Source organism: Streptomyces xylophagus, from assembly GCF_000716435.1.
Classification (GTDB): domain Bacteria; phylum Actinomycetota; class Actinomycetes; order Streptomycetales; family Streptomycetaceae; genus Streptomyces; species Streptomyces xylophagus.
This window is the reverse complement of the sequence record NZ_JNWO01000001.1, coordinates 85,493-103,926: the sequence shown is the minus strand read 5'-3', so window position 1 is coordinate 103,926 and position 18,434 is coordinate 85,493. Positions and strand designations below refer to the sequence as shown.

Annotated in this window: 12 protein-coding genes; 9 read left to right on the top strand and 3 right to left on the bottom strand. The window is 69.7% G+C overall.

Annotated features, from left to right (window positions below; all coding sequences use genetic code 11):
• Positions 1 to 19 precede the first annotated feature (19 nt).
• The 3 genes from OO70_RS00460 to OO70_RS00450 all read right to left on the bottom strand — a co-directional run bounded on the left by OO70_RS00460 (position 20) and on the right by OO70_RS00450 (position 5,716).
• Positions 20 to 988: an MEDS domain-containing protein gene (locus OO70_RS00460; protein ID WP_051740404.1), complete on the bottom strand. Its 969-nt coding sequence runs from the start codon at positions 986 to 988 to the stop codon at positions 20 to 22.
• Positions 989 to 1,049: 61 nt separating this feature from the next.
• Positions 1,050 to 3,374, bottom strand: a complete 2,325-nt coding sequence (locus OO70_RS00455; RefSeq protein ID WP_043662425.1) for an ATP-binding protein — start codon at positions 3,372 to 3,374, stop codon at positions 1,050 to 1,052.
• Between the two features lie 224 nt (positions 3,375 to 3,598).
• Positions 3,599 to 5,716, bottom strand: a complete 2,118-nt coding sequence (locus OO70_RS00450; RefSeq protein WP_043662422.1) for an alpha-galactosidase — start codon at positions 5,714 to 5,716, stop codon at positions 3,599 to 3,601.
• Positions 5,717 to 5,885: 169 nt separating this feature from the next.
• On the opposite strand from OO70_RS00450, the gene OO70_RS00445 reads away from it, so the two are divergent.
• The 9 genes from OO70_RS00445 (at position 5,886) to OO70_RS00405 (ending at position 18,108) form a co-directional block, all read left to right on the top strand.
• Complete coding sequence (locus tag OO70_RS00445) at positions 5,886 to 6,956, top strand: LacI family DNA-binding transcriptional regulator (RefSeq protein ID WP_063749665.1); 1,071 nt, start codon at positions 5,886 to 5,888, stop codon at positions 6,954 to 6,956.
• A gap of 142 nt (positions 6,957 to 7,098) precedes the next feature.
• Positions 7,099 to 8,412: an ABC transporter substrate-binding protein gene (locus OO70_RS00440; RefSeq protein WP_043662416.1), complete on the top strand. Its 1,314-nt coding sequence runs from the start codon at positions 7,099 to 7,101 to the stop codon at positions 8,410 to 8,412.
• 76 nt (positions 8,413 to 8,488) lie between these two features.
• Positions 8,489 to 9,454 (top strand): carbohydrate ABC transporter permease, encoded by a 966-nt coding sequence (locus OO70_RS00435; protein WP_199827219.1) that lies wholly within the window; start codon positions 8,489 to 8,491, stop codon positions 9,452 to 9,454.
• Complete coding sequence (locus OO70_RS00430) at positions 9,451 to 10,305, top strand: carbohydrate ABC transporter permease (protein ID WP_043662415.1); 855 nt, start codon at positions 9,451 to 9,453, stop codon at positions 10,303 to 10,305. The genes OO70_RS00435 and OO70_RS00430 overlap by 4 nt, the downstream gene beginning before the upstream one ends.
• A 97-nt stretch (positions 10,306 to 10,402) precedes the next feature.
• Positions 10,403 to 12,967 (top strand): CBM35 domain-containing protein, encoded by a 2,565-nt coding sequence (locus tag OO70_RS00425; RefSeq protein WP_234336648.1) that lies wholly within the window; start codon positions 10,403 to 10,405, stop codon positions 12,965 to 12,967.
• A gap of 129 nt (positions 12,968 to 13,096) precedes the next feature.
• A complete protein-coding gene (gene araB / locus OO70_RS00420; protein ID WP_106971587.1) occupies positions 13,097 to 14,779 on the top strand; it encodes a ribulokinase in 1,683 nt (560 codons plus the stop codon).
• A gap of 45 nt (positions 14,780 to 14,824) precedes the next feature.
• Positions 14,825 to 16,342, top strand: coding sequence for an L-arabinose isomerase (gene araA / locus OO70_RS00415; RefSeq protein WP_043662413.1), 1,518 nt, complete (start codon positions 14,825 to 14,827; stop codon positions 16,340 to 16,342).
• Positions 16,343 to 16,379: 37 nt separating this feature from the next.
• A complete protein-coding gene (araD, locus tag OO70_RS00410; protein WP_043662411.1) occupies positions 16,380 to 17,099 on the top strand; it encodes an L-ribulose-5-phosphate 4-epimerase AraD in 720 nt (239 codons plus the stop codon).
• Positions 17,100 to 17,607: 508 nt separating this feature from the next.
• The gene (locus tag OO70_RS00405; protein ID WP_234336647.1) at positions 17,608 to 18,108 is read left to right on the top strand and encodes a hypothetical protein; all 501 of its coding nucleotides are present in this window, start codon (positions 17,608 to 17,610) and stop codon (positions 18,106 to 18,108) included.
• Positions 18,109 to 18,434: the final 326 nt, after the last annotated feature.

Genomic DNA, 18,434 nt, shown 5'->3' with positions numbered 1-18,434 from the left:
GAATCCGCGGGCCGGTTCGTCAACCTGCCGTGACGAGGTCCGTCTCCATACGGATGGTCCAGCCTTCCTGTGCCTCGTCGCCGGACCTCATGTCCACGAACTCGCAGACCTGGCGGGTGTGCCAGAGCCCGTCCTCCGGCCGCAGTTCGGGGCCTGGCGGCCGGAAGCCGAGGAAGGGGTCGGTGATACGGCCACGCGGGGTGCGCAGTTCGCAGACGATGCGTTGCCGGGTCGACCACAGCCGCAGGTGTGCGCGGTCGCAGCCCTGGGATGCCGCGTAGCGCGTGGCGCCCGACACGGCCTGCCCGAAGCGGGCCGCCGCGCCCGGTGCCATGCCGCGGGCCCGCGCCTGGTCCGCCGCGAACCGGTGTCCGGCGGTCAGGTCTCCGTCGAGGCCGACCCCGACCGCGTCCTGCGGCGGCGCGGGCAGCGGGCCGAGGCCCCGGGTGGCGTAGACGGCGGGTTCCGTGAAGAGGGGGCTGGGTCGGATGCCGTGCCGGTTCAGTTCCGTGGGGTGGGTGTGCCGGGCGGCGTCGACGACGTCGGGCGGTGCGGTCCGGGTGTCGTAGAGGCACATCAGGTCGGGCGGGGCGCCGGTGAAGAGTTCGGTGGCGAGGGCCTCGTAGCGCTTCCACTCGGGGATCTGGCGTGGCGAGCGGCCGTCCCAGACGGGCTCGCCCGTCATGTGGAGGCGGCCCTCGGGGTTCGCGTGGGTGACGTAGTAGTCGAGGGCGGTGGCCATGCTGTTCGCGGGGCTTCCGCGGTACCACCGCGCGGAGTCGCGGAAGTCGACCTGGCGGGCGTCCGGGCCGAGCGCGTCCCGCAGCAGGTCGAGTTTGCGCGCGGTGGTGATGGCCACCGGGTCCGGTTCATCGGCGTCGGCGATGGCCTCCCTGAGGAACGGCACCACCACCGCCAGGAACTCCTCGTCGGACGAGTGGATGCCGGCGTGATGCTTGACCGGTGGGACGGGGGCTCGTTGGTCCATCTGTCTGCCTTTCCCTTCGTTCGTTGTACGCGGCTCGTTCGTTGTGCGCGGTTCCACGGCGTCAGGGGCGCATGGCCCGACGCGCCTCGGCCCAGACGGCGACCTGGCTGCGGGAGGTGAAGCCCAACTTGCTGAGGATGCGCTCGACATGGCCCTCCGCCGTCCGCAGCGCGACCACCAGCCGGTCGGCGATCTGCTGGTTGGTGAGCCCTTCCGCGATCAGTTCGGCGACCTCCGTCTCGCGGCGGGTGAGCGGGCTGTCGAGCACCTGGCGGGCGGGCGACTCGCGCTCGCCCAGCGCGTAGCCCACCGCGTCGTCCAGGCTGAGTTCGAGGCCTTCGCGGTAGGCGTTCTTGAACGCGTCGCCCAGCAGCGCGCGGGCGCCTTCCTCGGCCTCGGTGCGCACCGGGCCGTGGGACGGAGTGCGGTCCAGGGCGACGTGGGCGTCCTGCCAGATCCGTTTGGCGGCGCCCAGCAGCACCGCGGCGGACCGGCCCTCGCCGTCGCGCGCGTGGACGGCGGCGAGGAGTTCCAGCGTCATACCGGTGCCGAACACGTCGCCGACGGCCCGCTTGAGCCGCAGGCACTCCCGGGCGTGGATCCTGGCCGACACCTGGTCACCCTTGGCCCACTCGGCGAAGGCTAGGATGCGCAACAGGTAGGAGTGGACCCACTGTTCGCCGTGGGCCACGCAGATCTGCCGGAACTCCTCGCACAGGGCCATGGCGCGGTCGTACTCGCCCTGGATGGCGAGGACATGGGCCAGTTCGACGTGCTTGAAGCCGACCAGGCTCATCGACTCGCCCTCGCGCGGCGGCCGGGAGAGCGCCTCCTCGTACACCTCGCGGGCCCGGTCGTAGTCTCCGCTGATCAGACGGGCGCCGCCCCGGCCGAAGAAGCTGTGCGCCACTTCGGCCTCGGCGCCGAGCCGCAGGGCCAGTTCGCGGGCCTCCTCGGCGAGGGGTGCCCCTCTGACGGCGTTGCCCTGGCTCAGCAGCATCAGGGCCAGGGCCCACAGTGCCCGCGCCCGTGCGACGGACGGCTCGGGAGCGGCGGCGAGGAGTCGCTCCAGCCAGTACCTGCCCTCGACCAGGGCACCGGTCGCGAACCAGAAGAACCACAGATGCCCGGCGATCTTCAGCCCGGCCCGCAGTTCGCCCGGGGTGTGCAGGCAGAACTCGAACGCCGAGCGGATAAGGTCCGACTCCGCGTGCAGCCGCCGTACCAACTCCGGCTGGTCGGGGCCGAACCAGCGGCGCTCGCACTCCTCGACGAAGTCCAGGCACCAGTCCCGCACCCGGCGCCGGGCCGTCTCCTCCGCGTCGGCGCCGTCCTCGCGGAGCCGGTCGAGCCCGTACTGCCGGATCGACTCCAGCATCCGGTACCGGGCGTGGACGGCGTCGCCGTCCCGGACCAGCAGCGACTTGTCCACCAGGCCGGCGACGGCGTCCACCAGCTCGTCACGGTCGAGGCCGGGCCCGGCACAGACCTCCTCCGCCGCGCCCAGGTCGAAGCTCCCGGCGAAGACGGAGGCACGCGCCCACACCGACTGTTCCTCGGGGGTGCACAGGTCATGGCTCCAGTCGACGGCCGCGCGCAGGGTGCGGTGCCGGGGCAGGGCGTCCTCACTGCCGTCGTTGTCCGCTCTGTCGGCCAGCAACCGGTAGCGGCGGTCGAGCCGTTCGAGCAGCTGCTGCACTCCGAGGGCGCGCATCCGTACCGCCGCCAGTTCGATCGCGAGCGGCAGTCCGTCCAGCCGCTGGCACAGGGCGGCCACCGCGTCCTGGTTGGCCGCGGTGAGCGAGAACCCGGGCAGCACGGCCGCGGCCCGGTCGGCGAACAGGGCCAGTGCCGGGTACTCCAGCGCGGGTTTCGGGGGGAGCGGCTCGCCCGGGGTGGGAGTCGCCAACGGCTGTACTTCCAGGACGTGTTGGGCGGGCACGACCAGCGGATGTCTGCTGGTGGCCAGCACGCGCACCCCCGCGGCCTCCGCGAGCAGCACCTCGACGAGCCGTGCGCACGCGTCCGCCAGGTGTTCGCAGTTGTCCAGGACCAGGAGCAACTCCCGGTCCTGGAGATGGTCGACGAGGACCCGCACCGGCGAACGGCCCGACACGTCACGGATGTTGAACGCCTCGATCAGGGCGAACGGCACCAGCGAGGCGTCCCGCACACCGGCCAGCTGGACGATGTGCACCCCGTCGACGAACCCCCGCGCCAGCCGGGGCACGGCGTGCAGCACCAGCCTGGTCTTGCCCACACCGGCCGTCCCGGTCAGACTCACCAACCGGTGGGCGGACACCAGGCGTTTGACTTCGGCGGTCTCCTGACGCCGACCGACGAAGGAAGACGTCCTGACGGGTGGGCCGGTGTGCGCCCTTGTCACGGATACCTGCCCAATCGGTCCCGCCTCCGAAAGTGGTACGCCCGCTGCCCGCCATGGCCTCGCCGCGCATGGACTTCAAGAACTCTATGGGCGGGACGCGGACGAAACACCTTTAGCCCGGCATTGCCAGGTGAAGGAGCATATCTGACGGAATATGCGCAGAGTCTGCCTCCTGACGATCACCCGTGGATCAGCCGTGCACCGCGAGGACGACGAGCCAGGGCTCAGCCGGCGCTCAACCGGACAAGGACCGCGGTGTCGGCCCGGGGCAGCGACACACGGAGCCGCCCCTCGCCCGCGTCCCACTCGGCACCGGCATCCGCGGTCGCCGGATACACCACCGTGGGGTGGACATGGGCGCCGCGCAGGTGGGGGACAGTCAGCGTGCGGTCGGTGTCCGCGAGGCCAAGGGCGTCCGACTCCCGCCTCCAGACCATGACATACGAGGCCTTCGAGCCCCGCAGTCCATGGGCGATCCACTCGTCGTCCCAGCCGGGAAGGCCCAGCGGCCAGAAGGGGTGCGCGGTGGCGATCTCCGGCCGGAGATCCTTGTAGACGGAGATCGCCGAGCGGACGAGGTCGAACTGCTCGTCGCTCATGAGGTTGAGGAAGCCCGAGAGGTGGATCCGGCCGAGGAGCGGGCCGGTGAGGGTGAAGGCGATCTCGTCGAGGCCCTGGTCCGGCTGGGGGTACGCCCACACGGCGGCCTGTTCGGGTGTCGCGCCGGTGGCGGCCGCGGCGGCGATGGGCGGGTAGCGCAGCGGGTCCTGCTGGTCACTGGTGGACTGGAGCTGGGCCACGGCCAGTTGGGCGTAGTCCATGCGCAGGCCGCCCGATCCGCAGTTCTCCAGGACGAGTTGGGGATGCCTGGCGAGGAGTCCGCCCATCCAGTCGAGGTGGGCCCGGTGGTGGCCGAGCAGTCCCGCGCCCGCGCTCTCGGTCCCGTTCTCCGTGCCGGGGCCGATGTTGATGTTGTAGTCGAGCTTCAGATAGCCGACGCCCCACTCGCCGACCAGCCGGTCCACCACGTCGTCGAGGTGGGCGCGGGCGGCCGGGTGGCGCAGGTCCAGGTGGTGGCGACCGTGTTCCGTGACGCGGACGCCGCCGCGCCGGAAGAACGCCTCGGGCGGCAGGCTCTGCGCCAACGGGCTGCGTACGCCCACGACTTCGGGTTCGAGCCAGAGGCCCGGGGTCATACCGTGCTTCCTGATGGCGTCCAGGACTTCCTGGATGCCGCCCGGGAAGCGGTTGGGGGCGGCCTCCCACGCGCCGACGGAGTCCCACCAGCCCTGGGCGTCGTCGTCGTACCAGCCCGCGTCGATGACGAACACCTCGGCGCCGGCGGTCGCCGCCGACTCGATCAGCGGCAGGAGCCGTTCGGTGGTGGGGTCGCCCATCAGGGTGTTCATGTAGTCGTTGTAGATCACCGGGAGTTCGCGGTGGTCGGGGTGGTCGCGGCGGATGCCCCGGCGGTAGTCCGTGAGGGTCGCGAACGCGGTGTCCAGACCGCCGGAATCCGTGCGGACGAGGACGGCGGGGACGGTGTGGAACTCCTCGCCGGGGGCGAGGTTCTGGTGCCACTGGTGGTGGGCGTCGTCGGGTCCGAACAGGGCGACGTAGGCGGCCCCTTCGCGTTCGCCGGTCTCGAAGCGCCAGCCCGCGCTGGACTCGATCTGCCAGAGCCAGGCGTTGCCGTCGCGGTCGGAGAGCGCGGCGACCGGGAGGTGCCGGCCGGTCGACCAACTCCCTTGCGAATAGCGCTCGAAGCACCCGCGCCCTTCGTGCCCGTGGGCGAACCGGCTCAACGGGACGACCTGGTCCCGGAATTCGGCCTGCCGCCAACGGCATTCGGCGAGCCAGTCGTTGTCCGCCCAGTGCAGGGTCAGTCCGTCAAGGCCGGCGCCGGCGTCCGAGATCCCGCCGAGGGTCAGCGTCGTCACGCTCTCCAACCGGAGTGGACCGACGCCCTCGTTGACCAGCCGTACCCGTGAGCGCAGGAAGGTCGCGCCGGGGCTCGCCTCCAGGGTGACCTCGGCGGCCAGCCCGGTCACCGGGTCCGCGAGCCGGATCGTCGTACGCTCCAGGCCGCCGTCCCGCAAGGTCTGCGTGTCATGGCCGCGATAGGCCAGGCGCTCGCCGATGGCCGTCTCGATGAAACGCTCCCCCGACCACAGGCGCCCGTGGCCGGTCGCGGTGACCTCGACGAGGGGTACCAGACGGTCCCAGTCCTGGCCGGGATTCCCCAGTCTCACCGACCCGTTGGCGTCCAGAACGGCGTGCAACCCGAGCTCCGGGTGCGACCAGATACGGGACCTCTCGGCTGTTTCGACGACACTGGTCAACACAATTTCCCCTTCTGGGACAGTTCGGTCCTGCGGCTCTCGTACAGGCGCTGAACTGGGGCTTCTCACTCGGCGGACGGGATCTCCCCGCTCCGGCCGACGTGTTCGAAAGGTAAATCCCCAGTTACGGTCTCTTGACGCCCACGTTGTGACCGCTCACAATCCTCGCATGGATGTGACCGGTCACACAAGCTCCGGCGGCCACGGCGACCCCCCTCAGGGGCCGCAGAAAGCCGCCAGTATCCGCGACGTAGCGGCTGCCGCAGGCGTCTCCTACCAGACCGTTTCGCGGGTCATCAACGGCCACCCGAACGTCAAGGAGGAGACCCGCAAGCGCGTCGACGCCGCCATCCAGGCCCTGGGCTTCCGGCGCAACGCCACCGCGTTCGCCCTGGCCAGCGGGGTCACCCGATCGGTCACGGTCATCACCTCGAACACCGTCCTCTACGGCTACGCGGCCACCCTGCAGGGCCTGGAGGAGGCGTCCCGCGCCGCCGGATACGCGCTCGGCGTACGGGTCGTGACCCCCGAGGACGATCTGGACCGTACGATCGCCGCGGCCGCCGACACGGGTGGCGGCGTGGTGGTCATCGGCTTCGACGCGATCGGTGCCGCGGCCCTGGACCGCGTACCGGCGCATGTACCGTGCGCGGCGCTGGTCGAAGCGCCACGGCCGGGCCGGACACCAAGTCGCCCTGCGGTGTGGGCCGACGACCGCGAGGCGGCCCGTGCCGCCACCGAGCACCTGCTGTCGCTCGGGCACAAGACCGTCCACTACGTAGCGATCCCCGCCTCGACCGGAACCCGGCGCCTGGCGGGCCCCCGAGCCGAGGGCTGGCGCCAGGCCCTGGAAGCCGCCGGTGTCGCCCCTCCCCCGACCTCCGGCAAGGGCTGGGACGCCCAGGCCGGATACGAGGCCGGGAAGAAGCTGGCCCGGAACAAGGACGTCACCGCGATCCTGTGCGGCAACGACGACCTGGCCCTGGGTGTGCTGCGGGCCCTGCATCACGCGGGCCGGCGGGTCCCGGAGGACGTCAGCGTCATCGGCTTCGACGACGCCCCGCACTCCGGTTTCGTCACCCCGTCGCTCACCACCGTCCGCATGGACTTCCACGGGCTGGGCCGCGCCGCGTTCGGGCTGCTGCGCGCCCAACTCGACACCGATCAGCAGGAAATCGCGCCGGTACCGGCCGAACCCACCCTCGTCCTCCGGGAGAGCTCGGGACCACGGGACGCGTGAGCCGGACCGGACGTCCGTCATCGCCCCATCCGTTACGTCCGCCGCACTCGCCGTATCCGCCGGCCGCCCTCCCCGCAGCCGTCGCACATCTTCACAGCACAGCCCTGCCTTCGTCCCTTCCGCGTACGAACAAGGATCCGCCATGAGAAGAGCCGTCTCCGTCCTTGCCACCGCCTGTGTCCTCGGGCTGACCGCCACCGCGTGCAGTGACAGCACCGGTGCCACCACGGCCGCCGCGCCCGAGGGTTCGGTCAACCCGACCGCCTCCCTCAAGGGCGTCAAGCTCACCATGTGGGTCGCCCAGAACAGCGTCTCGGAACCCAAGCAGGCCATCGAGGCGTTCGAGAAGGCCACCGGGGCCAAGATCACTACCGAGGTCATACCCGACCCGTACGAGTCGAACGTCCCGACCAAGCTCGCCTCGGGCGTCAAGCCGGACCTGATGTTCTGGCAGCCCACGGGCAGCACCCTGCCGTTCGTGCAGCCCTCGAAGAACCTGCTGACGCTCGACAACGAGGACTGGGTCTCCAAGCTCGGCACGACCGAGAAGACCCTCGGCCAGGTCGACGGCCACCGCTACGCGGCCATCGTCACCAGCCCCGCGGTCCTCGGCGTCTACTACAACAAGGACGTCTTCGCGAAGGCCGGCATCACCACCATGCCGGCCAGCTACGACGAGCTGCTCGCCGACGCCGCGAAGATCAAGTCGAAGGTGTCGGGCGTGGCGCCGTTCTTCGAGGTCGGCGGCGACAAGTGGCCGCTGCAGTGGCAGGTGCAGGCCCAGATGACGGATCTGCCGCAGTCCTTCTGGGACAACCTCAACAAGAACAAGGACAGTTGGACCAACAAGACCATCGTCGACGCGATCACCAAGTACAAGACGAAGGTCCTCGACGGCGGCCTGGCGCAGAAGAACTACAAGACGGCGACCTTCGTCGACCAGGGCAAGGCGATCATGGACGGCACCGCCGCGATGGCCGTGAACGTCACCGCGCTCCAGTCCGAGATCCAGGCCACCGCCAGCACGGCGGACATCGACAAGAAGCTCGGCTGGTTCCCCATCGCCAACAGCGCCGCGAAGGCCGAGTACTCGCCGGACCAGACGAACGGCGTCGTCGCCTTCAACACCGGTGACAGCAAGCGGCAGAACGCGGCCCGGCAGTTCATGTCCTTCTGGCTCGGCCCGGACTACCCGGCCTACATCAAGGCCAACAAGCTCGTGTCGGTGGAGCCTTCGGTGCCCAACCCCGACGGCCTGCCGCAGACCGCGATCGCCCAGGCCAAGGCCCTGTCCAGCGCCTCCGGCGTCTTCCAGGTCAAGGCGCTGACCGCCCCGGACATGCACCTCGCCCTCGCCGACATGATCTACGGCAAGAAGACCCCGCTCCAGGTCGCCCAGGCTGCCGAGGACCAGTTCAAGCAGGTCCTCAAGGCACGCGGCGTCTCCGGTTTCTGACCGGCGCCACTGAGCCCAGCCCCTCCCCCGGGCCGCCCGTCGGCGGCGGACCCGGGGCCGTACCGGAGGTAAGAAAGTGGTGGACACCGCCACGATGGACGCTCTCGACGCCACGCGTGCGAAGCACCGAGACCAGGACGCCGCCCAGGACCGGCCGTCCCGTCGCAAGCGGCTCCGCAGCAAGGCCAACCAGCCGTGGTGGTTCGCCCTGCCCGCGCTCGCCGTGTTCGGCGTGTTCTTCCTGCTGCCGAACCTGCTGAACTTCGTCTACCCGTTCACCGACTGGTCGGCGTTCCACTCGCAGATCGGCTTCGTGGGACTGTCGAACTTCAGCACCATCCTGCACGACGGGTCGATGGCCCGTGACATCCGCATCACCCTGGAGTACGCGGTCCTCGTGGCCGTCTTCCAGAACGGCTTCGGTCTCGCCCTGGCCCTGCTGCTGGAGCGCGACACCCGCTTCAACCGCTTCTTCCGCGCGGTCTTCTTCCTCCCGGTACTCATCTCCGCGCTCGCCGTCGGCTACATCTTCCGCGCCCTGCTCGCCCAGGACGGTGCCCTCAACAGCGTGTTGTCCTCGCTCGCGGGACACCACGTCGACACTCCCTGGCTCGGCTCGACCACCTGGACGCTGGTCGTGGTGACCCTCATCCACGGCTGGAAGTGGATGGGCCTGGCCATGCTGATCTACCTGGCGGGCCTGAAGAGCATGCCGGGTGACGTCCTGGAGGCGGCCCGGATCGACGGGGCCGGCTGGTGGCGCACCTTCTGGTCGGTCAGGTTCCCGCTCCTCGCGCCCGCCGTCACCTTCAACGTGACCACCGCGTTGATCGGCTCCATGAACACCTTCGACATCGTGCAGGCGACCACCGGAGGCGGTCCCGGCAGCGAGACCGAGGTCTTCAACATCTACATGTTCCGCATCTTCGGCCAGGGCCTGTACGCGCAGGCGTCCGCGATGAGCCTCGTGCTCTTCCTCATCGTCGTCGTCCTCGCCGTGCCCGTCATCGTCGGCCTGCGCCGCAGGGAGAACAACCAGTGACCACCGTTACCGCGTTCGCCCCTGCGCACCGGCGCCCGCTGCGCTGGGTCCAGCCTCTCGTCGTCCTGATCGTCGCCGGCGTCACCATCGGCATCCCGCTGTGGCTGGTCGCGGTCACCTCGTTCAAGCCGCAGGCCGAGGCGATCAAGCCCAACCTGTCCCTGCCCCACCACGTCCAGGCCGCCGCGAACTACAAGCAGAGCTTCGACGAGGGCAAGATCGTCCAGGGCTTCGTCAACAGCCTCCTGGTCGTCGCCCCGTCCGTCGTCCTCGTCCTGCTCCTCGGGGCGGGCGCCGCCTGGGTGTTCGCCCGCCGCAAGGGCCGCCTGGTCAACACCCTGTACGCGCTGAGCATCAGCGGACTGCTGCTCCCGCCCGCGGTCATCACCATCGTCATGGAACTGCGCCAACTCGGCCTGGCCGGCACCCGACCCGGCATGATCGGCGTCTACGCCGGGATGTACTTGTCCACGTCGATCTTCTTCATGACCGGGTTCATCCGCGCTCTCCCCGAGGAGCTGGAGGAGGCCGCCCGCATGGACGGCGCGGGCCCGGTCCGGGTCTTCTTCCGCATCATCCTGCCGCTGCTGCGCCCGGTCATCGCCACCGCCACGATCATGGTGATGCTCTACGCCTGGAGCGACATCTTCTACGCCTTCTTCGTCCTCGGCGGCGGCGACAAGGCCACCCTCCCGCTCAACCTCTACCAGGTCGCCAACGCGCAGTTGTACCTCAACAACTGGCACCTGATCTTCGCCTACGTCGTGATGATGAGCCTCCCCATGGTCCTCGTCTTCGTCATAGCGCAGCGCCGCATCGTCTCCGGCATCACGAGCGGCGCCGTCAAGTAGGCCAAGCAGCCCCGGGGTTCGGCCAGTTGAGCCGCCCCGGTCACCCGCGAAGTACCCCGACAGCCTCCCGCAACGCCGCGGGAGGAGGAGGACAGCCATGCCTCGAACAACCCGTAGACCCCGCTCCGTCCGTGCCCTCATGGGAGCGACCGTGGTGACCGCCGCCCTCCTGGGCACCGCGCTCGCCGTCCCCGCCGCGCAGGCGGCCACCCCGCAACTGACCGTCGACCTCGGCACCACCACCAGCGCGGTCATGCACGGAGCCAACGGCGCCCTGTACGGCCTCAGCGACGACGGCGTGCCCGGCGACAACATCGTCACGCCCCTGCACATGACGTCCATTGCCCAGAAGGCACCCGACGGCGCCCAGCACCCGAACGGTGACGCGCTGGTCGTCCAGCCGGAGTTCGCCCGCGGTGGCGGCGGCGACAACCTCATCTACATGCAGGACATCTACGCCAGCTGGCCGTACGAGAACCTCGGGTTGACCGACTACCTGTCCAAGGTCACCACGATGGTCACCAAGGTCGCGGCCCGCTCCGACGCGAGCACGTTCGTGTGGGTGCCGTTCAACGAGCCGGACGGCAACTGGTACACGGGACTGGGCAGTTCGACCACGTCGACGTACAACAGCGCGCTCGCCAGCTTCGAGAGCGACTGGACGACGGTCTACAACAAGATCCGCTCGATCATCCCGAACGCGCGGATCGCCGGCCCCAACGAGACCCACTACGACGCCCGCCTGATGGGCGACTTCTACCCCTGGGCCAAGGCCAACAACGTCCTTCCGGACATGACCACTTGGCACGAACTGGACCCCACCTCCCTCTCCAACTTCGAGGGCAACCTCGCCGCCTACCGCACCATCGAGACCAACGCCGGCATCAGCCCGCGCCCGGTCAACATCAACGAGTACGGTGACCGCCGCGACCTCTCGGTGCCGGGCCAGATGGTCCAGTGGATGTCCATGTTCGAGCGGAACAACGTCTACGCCGACCAGGCGTACTGGGACATCGCGGGGAACCTGGACGGCAACGTCAGCCAGACCAACATCCCCAACGGCGACTGGTGGCTGCTGCGTTGGTACGCAGGCCTGACCGGCCAGACCACCAAGGTGACCCCGCCGCAGGCCAACGTCATCGACACGCTCCAGGGCATCGCGTCCCTCGACACCGGCCGCAAGCAGGCCCAGGTCCTCCTCGGCGGCGGTACCTCCGGCTCGGCGAACACGGTCGTCCAGCACATACCGTCGTCGTTCGGCAGCACCGTCAACGTCTCGGTGGAGCGCACCGCTTGGAGCGGCTACGAGGGCGCAGGACCCGCGCCGACGGTCCTGGCCCGCAGCACCTACACGGTCGCCTCCGACGGCAGCATCACCGTCCCGCTGACCAACCTCGACCCCATGTCGGCCTACCGGATCGTCGTCAACCCGGCCGGTACCGGCACGCCCACCGCCGCGAGCACCCCGACGACGGCGTCGTACGAGGCCGAGAACGCGACCATCACCGACGGCACCGTCTACACCCAGGGCAGCGTCACCAACGCCTACGGGTACGCCACTTCGGGCACCAAGGACGTCGGCAGCCTCAACCAGTCGGACAGCAAGGTCGCCTTCACCGTCACCGCCCCGACCACGGGCACGTACAACCTGAACGTCTTCTACGGCAACCAGTCCGGCGGCCCGGCCACCCAGACCCTGACCGTCGACGGCGGCTCGTCCCAGACGGTGACCTACTCGCCGACGCTGAACTGGCTCTACCGCTCCACGGCCAGTGCCTCCGTGTCCCTGACAGCGGGCACGCACACGATCACCCTGGCCAAGGGCACCAACGAAGTCACCCTCGACAAGATCGACCTCACCGCGGCCTCCACGGCTGACACCTCCTACCCGGCGACGTACGCGGACATCACCGGTTCGCCGACCTACATCTACACGGCCTCCGGCACGACCGGCGCCGGCGCCCTGGCCCTGACCTCGGGCACCTCCGCCGCCTTCGACGTCTACGCGCCGACCGACGGCTACTACACCGTCCACACGGACTACTCCTCCAACGGCTCCGGCACCCTCGCCCTGGACGGCGCCAGCGCCGTCACCCTGGCGTCCACGAGCGGCACGCTCACCGACAAGAGCTCGCGGCTGTACCTGTCGGCGGGCAACAACCGCATCACGGCGGCGACTTCGGGCTCGACCACGCTGACCGTGCGCGACCTGCGCGTGTCCGCGAGCGCCGACACCACGGGCGTCTCCGCGTACGAGGCCGAGAGCGCCACCCTCGCGGGGACCGCCGTCGCCACCTCGGACACCTGGGCCTCCGGCGGCAAGTACGTCGGCTACATCGGCAACGCGTCGGCCAACACCCTCACCTTCCAGGTGACCGCCGCCAGTGCCGGGCGGTACGTCATGAACGTCCGCTACGCCAACAACCAGGTCTCCGGCTCCGGGAACTACAACACCAACGTCGTCTCCCGGGCAGCCCAGATCTCCGTCAACGGCGGCACCGCGCAGACGGTCATGTTCCGCAACAACTACAGCTGGTCCAGCTACTGGGACCTGCCCGTCCCGGTGACGCTCACCGCCGGCACCAACACCATCAGCTTCGCCAACGCGAGCGCCTACGCACCCAACATCGACAGGATCACCGTCGCGCCGGTCTCCGGCTGACAGCCAACTCCGGTCGGGGCCCGGGCACTTGCGCCGGGCCCCGACCGGAGGTTCCATCCCCGAGATCTACCCTCCACCTCATTCGCCACATCGAACAACGACTGAAATACCGAACAGAAGGGCGGCCCGGTGGTGAACGCCGAGAACAGCGAACACACCCATCCCGACACCTACGTCATCGGAGTCGACTACGGAACGCTGTCCGGGCGGGCCGTGGTGGTCCGTGTCGCCGACGGCGCCGAACTGGCCGCCGCCGAGCACCCGTACGCCCACGCCGTCCTCGACCGCGCCCTCCCCGACGGCACCCCGCTGCCACCCGACTGGGCCCTCCAGGTGCCCTCGGACTACATCGACGTCCTGCGCATCGCCGTACCGGAAGCACTCGCCCGTTCCGGCGTGCGCCCCGACCAAGTCGTCGGTATCGGCACGGACTTCACCGCCTGCACGGTCCTGCCGGTTCTCGCCGACGGCACGCCTCTGTGCGAACTTCCCGACCTCACCGGCCGTCCGCACGCCTACGTCAAGCTCTGGCGCCACCACGCCGCCCAGGCCCAGGCCGACCGCATCACGGAACTCGCCGACGCCCGCAAGGAGCCCTGGCTCAAGCGGTACGGCGGGAAGATCTCCTCGGAGTGGGAGTTCGCCAAGGCCCTGCAACTCCTCGAAGAGGACCCCGAACTCTACGAGTTGACCGACCGCTGGATCGAGGCCGCCGACTGGATCGTCTGGCGCCTGTCCGGCACCTACGTCCGCAATGCCTGCACCGCCGGTTACAAGGGCCAGCTCCAGGACGGCAGTTACCCCTCCCCCGACTACCTCGCCGCACTCAACCCCGGTTTCGCCGACTTCGTGACCGACAAGCTGGAGCAGCCGATCGGTCAACTCGGCGACCGGGCAGGTGGATTGACTGCTGAGGCCGCGGCCTGGACCGGCCTGCCCGAAGGCATCGCCGTGTGCGTCGGGAACGTCGACGCCCATGTGACCGCACCCGCGGCCACAGCCGTCGAACCCGGCCGGATGGTCGCCATCATGGGCACCTCCACCTGCCACGTCATGAGCAGCGACCAGTGGGCCGAAGTGCCGGGCATGTGCGGGGTCGTCGACGGCGGCATCCTGCCAGGGCTGTGGGGATACGAGGCCGGACAGAGCGGCGTCGGCGACATCTTCGGCTGGTTCGTGCGCACCGGGTTCCCCGCGTCGTACGCCGAGGAGGCCGCCGCGCTCGGACGCGATCCGCACGAACACCTCACCGCACTCGCCGCCGAACAGCGGGTGGGCCAGCACGGGTTGATCGCCTTGGACTGGCAGAGCGGCAACCGTTCCGTGCTCGTCGACCACGACCTGAGCGGCGTCTTGGTGGGCCTGACTCTGTCCACCCGCCCCGAGGACGTGTACCGCGCCCTGCTGGAGGCCACCGCCCTCGGTACCCGCACCATCATCGAGGCGTTCGAGACCTCCGGCGTCCCGGTCCGCGAACTGATCATCGCGGGCGGCCTGATGAAGAACCCGCTGCTGATGCAGATCTATGCCGATGTCACCCGCCTCCCCCTCGGTGTCATCGACTCGGCACAGGGCCCCGCGCTCGGTGCGGCGATGCACGCGGCGGTCGCGGCCGGGGTGTACCCAGACATCCGGGCCGCCGCCCAGGCCATGGCCAAGGCCCGCCCGGCCGTGTACCAGCCGGACCCCGAGCGGGCCGCCGCCTACGACCGGCTGTACGCCGAATACCGGCTCCTGCACGACTACTTCGGCCGCGGCGCCAACGAGGTCATGCACCGTCTGCGCCACCTCCGCGCCGAGGCCTCCGCCTGAGCGGCACCCCTGCTCGGTGGTCAACTCCCTTTGAAAGGAACCCTCATGGACACCAACGCCACGCCCTACCCCGACCAGGAGATCTGGTTTCTCACCGGCAGCCAGGGCCTGTACGGCGACGACATCCTGCACCAGGTCGCCGAACAGTCCCGGAGCATCGCCGAGATCCTCGGCGGCCCCGGAAAGATCCCGGTCCGGATCGTGTGGAAGCCGGTGCTCACCGACGCCGACGCGATCCGCCGGCTGTGCCAGGAGGCGAGCGCCTCCGACACCTGTGTGGGCGTGATCGTGTGGATGCACACGTTCTCGCCGGCCAAGATGTGGATCGCCGGACTCAGCGCCCTGGACCGGCCGTTGCTGCACCTGCACACCCAGTACAACCTGTCACTGCCCTGGCCCAGCATCGACATGGACTTCATGAACCTCAACCAAGCCGCCCACGGCGACCGGGAGTTCGGGCACATCGAGTCCCGCCTCGGCATCGACCGCAAGGTCGTCGCCGGTCACGCCACCGATCCGAGGGTCGTGCGACGGGTCGCGGCCTGGGCCCGGGCCGCCGTCGGCCGGCACGCCTCACGCACCCTGCGCCTCGCCCGCTTCGGCGACAACATGCGCGACGTCGCGGTGACGGAGGGCGACAAGGTCGAGGCCCAACTGCGGTTCGGCTACTCGGTGAACACGTACGCGGTCAACGACCTGGTGGCCGTCGTCGACGAGGTCGAGGACAAGGAGGCCGCCCAACTGGCCACCGAATACGTCGAGTTGTACGACGTGGTCCCGGCGCTGCGCCCCGGCGGTATCCGCCACGACTCCCTCGTGTACGCGGCCCGCCAGGAGATCGGACTGCGCACCTTCCTCACCGAGGGCGGCTTCACCGCCTTCACCACCAACTTCGAAGACCTGGGCGGGCTGCGCCAGTTGCCCGGTCTCGCCGTGCAGCGCCTGATGGCCGACGGCTACGGCTTCGGCGGTGAGGGCGACTGGAAGACCTCGGCGCTGCTGCGCACGTTGAAGGTCATGGGTACCGGCCGCCCCGGCGGCACCTCCTTCATGGAGGATTACACCTACCACCTCGGCCCGGGCACCCCGCGCATTCTGGGCGCCCACATGCTGGAGGTCTGCCCCTCGATCGCGGCCGACCGCCCGAGTTGCGAGATCCACCCCCTGTCCATCGGCGGCCGTGAGGACCCGGTCCGCCTCGTCTTCAACGCGGCCCCGGGCCCCGCCGTGGTCGTCGGCCTCTCCGACCTCGGCGACCGCTTCCGGCTCACCGCCAACATCGTCGACGTCGTCACGCCCAGCGAGCCCCTGCACCGCCTCCCGGTGGCAAGGGCCGTATGGAAGCCGCGCCCCTCTCTCGCGGAGTCCGCCGAGAGCTGGCTGCTCGCGGGTGCCCCGCACCACACCGTGCTCAGCTCCGCCGTCGACACCGAGACCCTGACCGACTACGCGGCCATGGCCGGCGTGGAGCTGCTCACCATCGACGAGACCACCAGCACCGGGCAGTTCACCAAGGAGATCCGCTGGAACGCCGCCTACCACCGGCTCGCCCAGGCCCTGTGACACCCGTGATCCTGATCGATCCGCAAGGAGAGCACCGATGACCGCGCGAGTCCGTGACGGCCTGCGGCAAGAGGTACTGGACGCCAACCTGACCATCCCCCAGGTCGGTCTGGCGACGCTGACCTGGGGCAATGTGAGCGGAGTCGACCGCGAGGCGGGGGTCTTCGTCATCAAGCCCTCAGGGGTGCCCTACGAGGATCTCGCCCTCGACCACCTGGTGACGGTCCGGCTGTCCGACGGCAAGGTCGTCGGCGGCGACCTGCGCCCGTCCACCGACACCGAGACCCACCGCTGCCTCTACCTGGCGTTCCCGTCCATCGGCGGCGTCACCCACACCCACTCCACCCACGCCGTGGCCTTCGCGCAGGCCCGCCGCGACATACCGGTCCTGGGCACCACCCACGCCGACACCTTCAACGGGCCGGTCCCCTGCACCCCCGACCTCACGGCCGACCAGTGCGCGAAGGACTACGAGTACAACACCGGCCGCGTGATCGTCGACCTGCTGGAGAGCGACGACCGGCGGGCGTCCGAGGTCCCGGCCGCCCTGGTCGCCAACCACGGCCCCTTCACCTGGGGCAGCACGGCCCGCAAGTCCCTGGAACACGCCATCATCTGCGAGGCCGTGGCCGAGATGGCCATCAACACCCTGGCACTGTCCCCCACGGCCCCACCGCCCCCGCACCTGCTGGCCCGCCACTACACCCGGAAACACGGCCCGGACGCTTACTACGGCAACCCGGCTCCCGCCTGCTGACCGATGCCGCGGTCACCGGTCTCGCACAGGGAAGGAGTAGTCGTCCTGTTCACGGAGCTGGTGAGGCACGCCTTCTGAACCGGGCGGCCGGCTCGGACCCACAAGGGCCAATGGTGCACCCACCGCGCTACACCCTCCCCGCCCCCCGGAGACCCGCCGCCGCACAAGGGGCAGGGCCCGGGGGGCGATTCAGCTCCGGCCGCAGGCCCATGGCCGACGATCACTGAAAATAGGCCATTCCGGCGCGCTGCCCGGTCTCTCATCAGTGCTTCCGTTTCACCGCATCCGCACCGCGCCTCCTGCGCCCCTGTGGCCTCGCCTCTCTCGCGTCCACCCTTCCGCTTGAGAGCGCTTCCGGGCCGGTCATTTGAGTCATACCTCGCCCGCACCCCTCACCCCTGTTCACAACGCAACTACCGTGATCAGGCGCTTGAGGAAATCGCCTCACTTCATGACCACTCTTTCCAGCCCCCCACGAAAGCGACCACTTGACATGACCATGCTACGAATGGCTGTGCGCGTCTCCGCCTCGGCCACCGCGCTGATCGCCGCCGTCCTCGCCGCGCCCCAAGCCGTCGCCGCGGACGGCACGTCCGTACCGATCTCGGCGAGCGCCGACGCCGAAACGGTCGCCCTCGCCCGAGCGGACCCGTCGGCCGCCGTGGCCGCCGCCAACGTCTGCGGAACCGGCTACACGCTGGCCAAGGGGATTCCCCTGCCCGTGGGTGTCGACCCCAGCGAGCGCCTGGCAACGCTGTTCTCCTACGAGAACAGCGGCAAGGGCTGCGCCATCCTCGACAACAACGTCGGCTCCTCGCAGTACATGTATCTCCGGGTCTGCAAAGTCGACGGCACCGCCTGCGACACGGATTCGGGCAAATTCAGCGAGTACGCGGGCCCGGTGTACGTCTCCAGCTTCGCCTGCGCCCCCGTGACCGCGAAGATGGGGGCGACCTCGTCCAGCCTCTACATCAACTACAAGTCCAGCTACGTCTTCCCCTGCGACTGACGGGCCTTCCGGAGAGTTCCCGAAGGCGCCGGAAGACATCCACCCGGTCGGTGGCTCCTGTTGAGAGGCGGTCTCGCGCCCGTTCCCCGGTGCGTCGAGGCCGCTCACCCGCGCCCTTCGGGCGTCCAGGAATTCTGCTCAACCGCCGCGGCGTAGAGGTCCGTTGGACGTGCCCATCGGGATGCCCTTCCGCACGGCCGACGCACCATCGGGCAAGGACCGTCCGCGGACCTGCGCTCGCGCCCGACGCCGTACGACACCGCGATCATCTCGGGTGACGAGCCGCCTCCCCTCCCCCGGACCGCGATCACGCCGAAGCCGGCTTC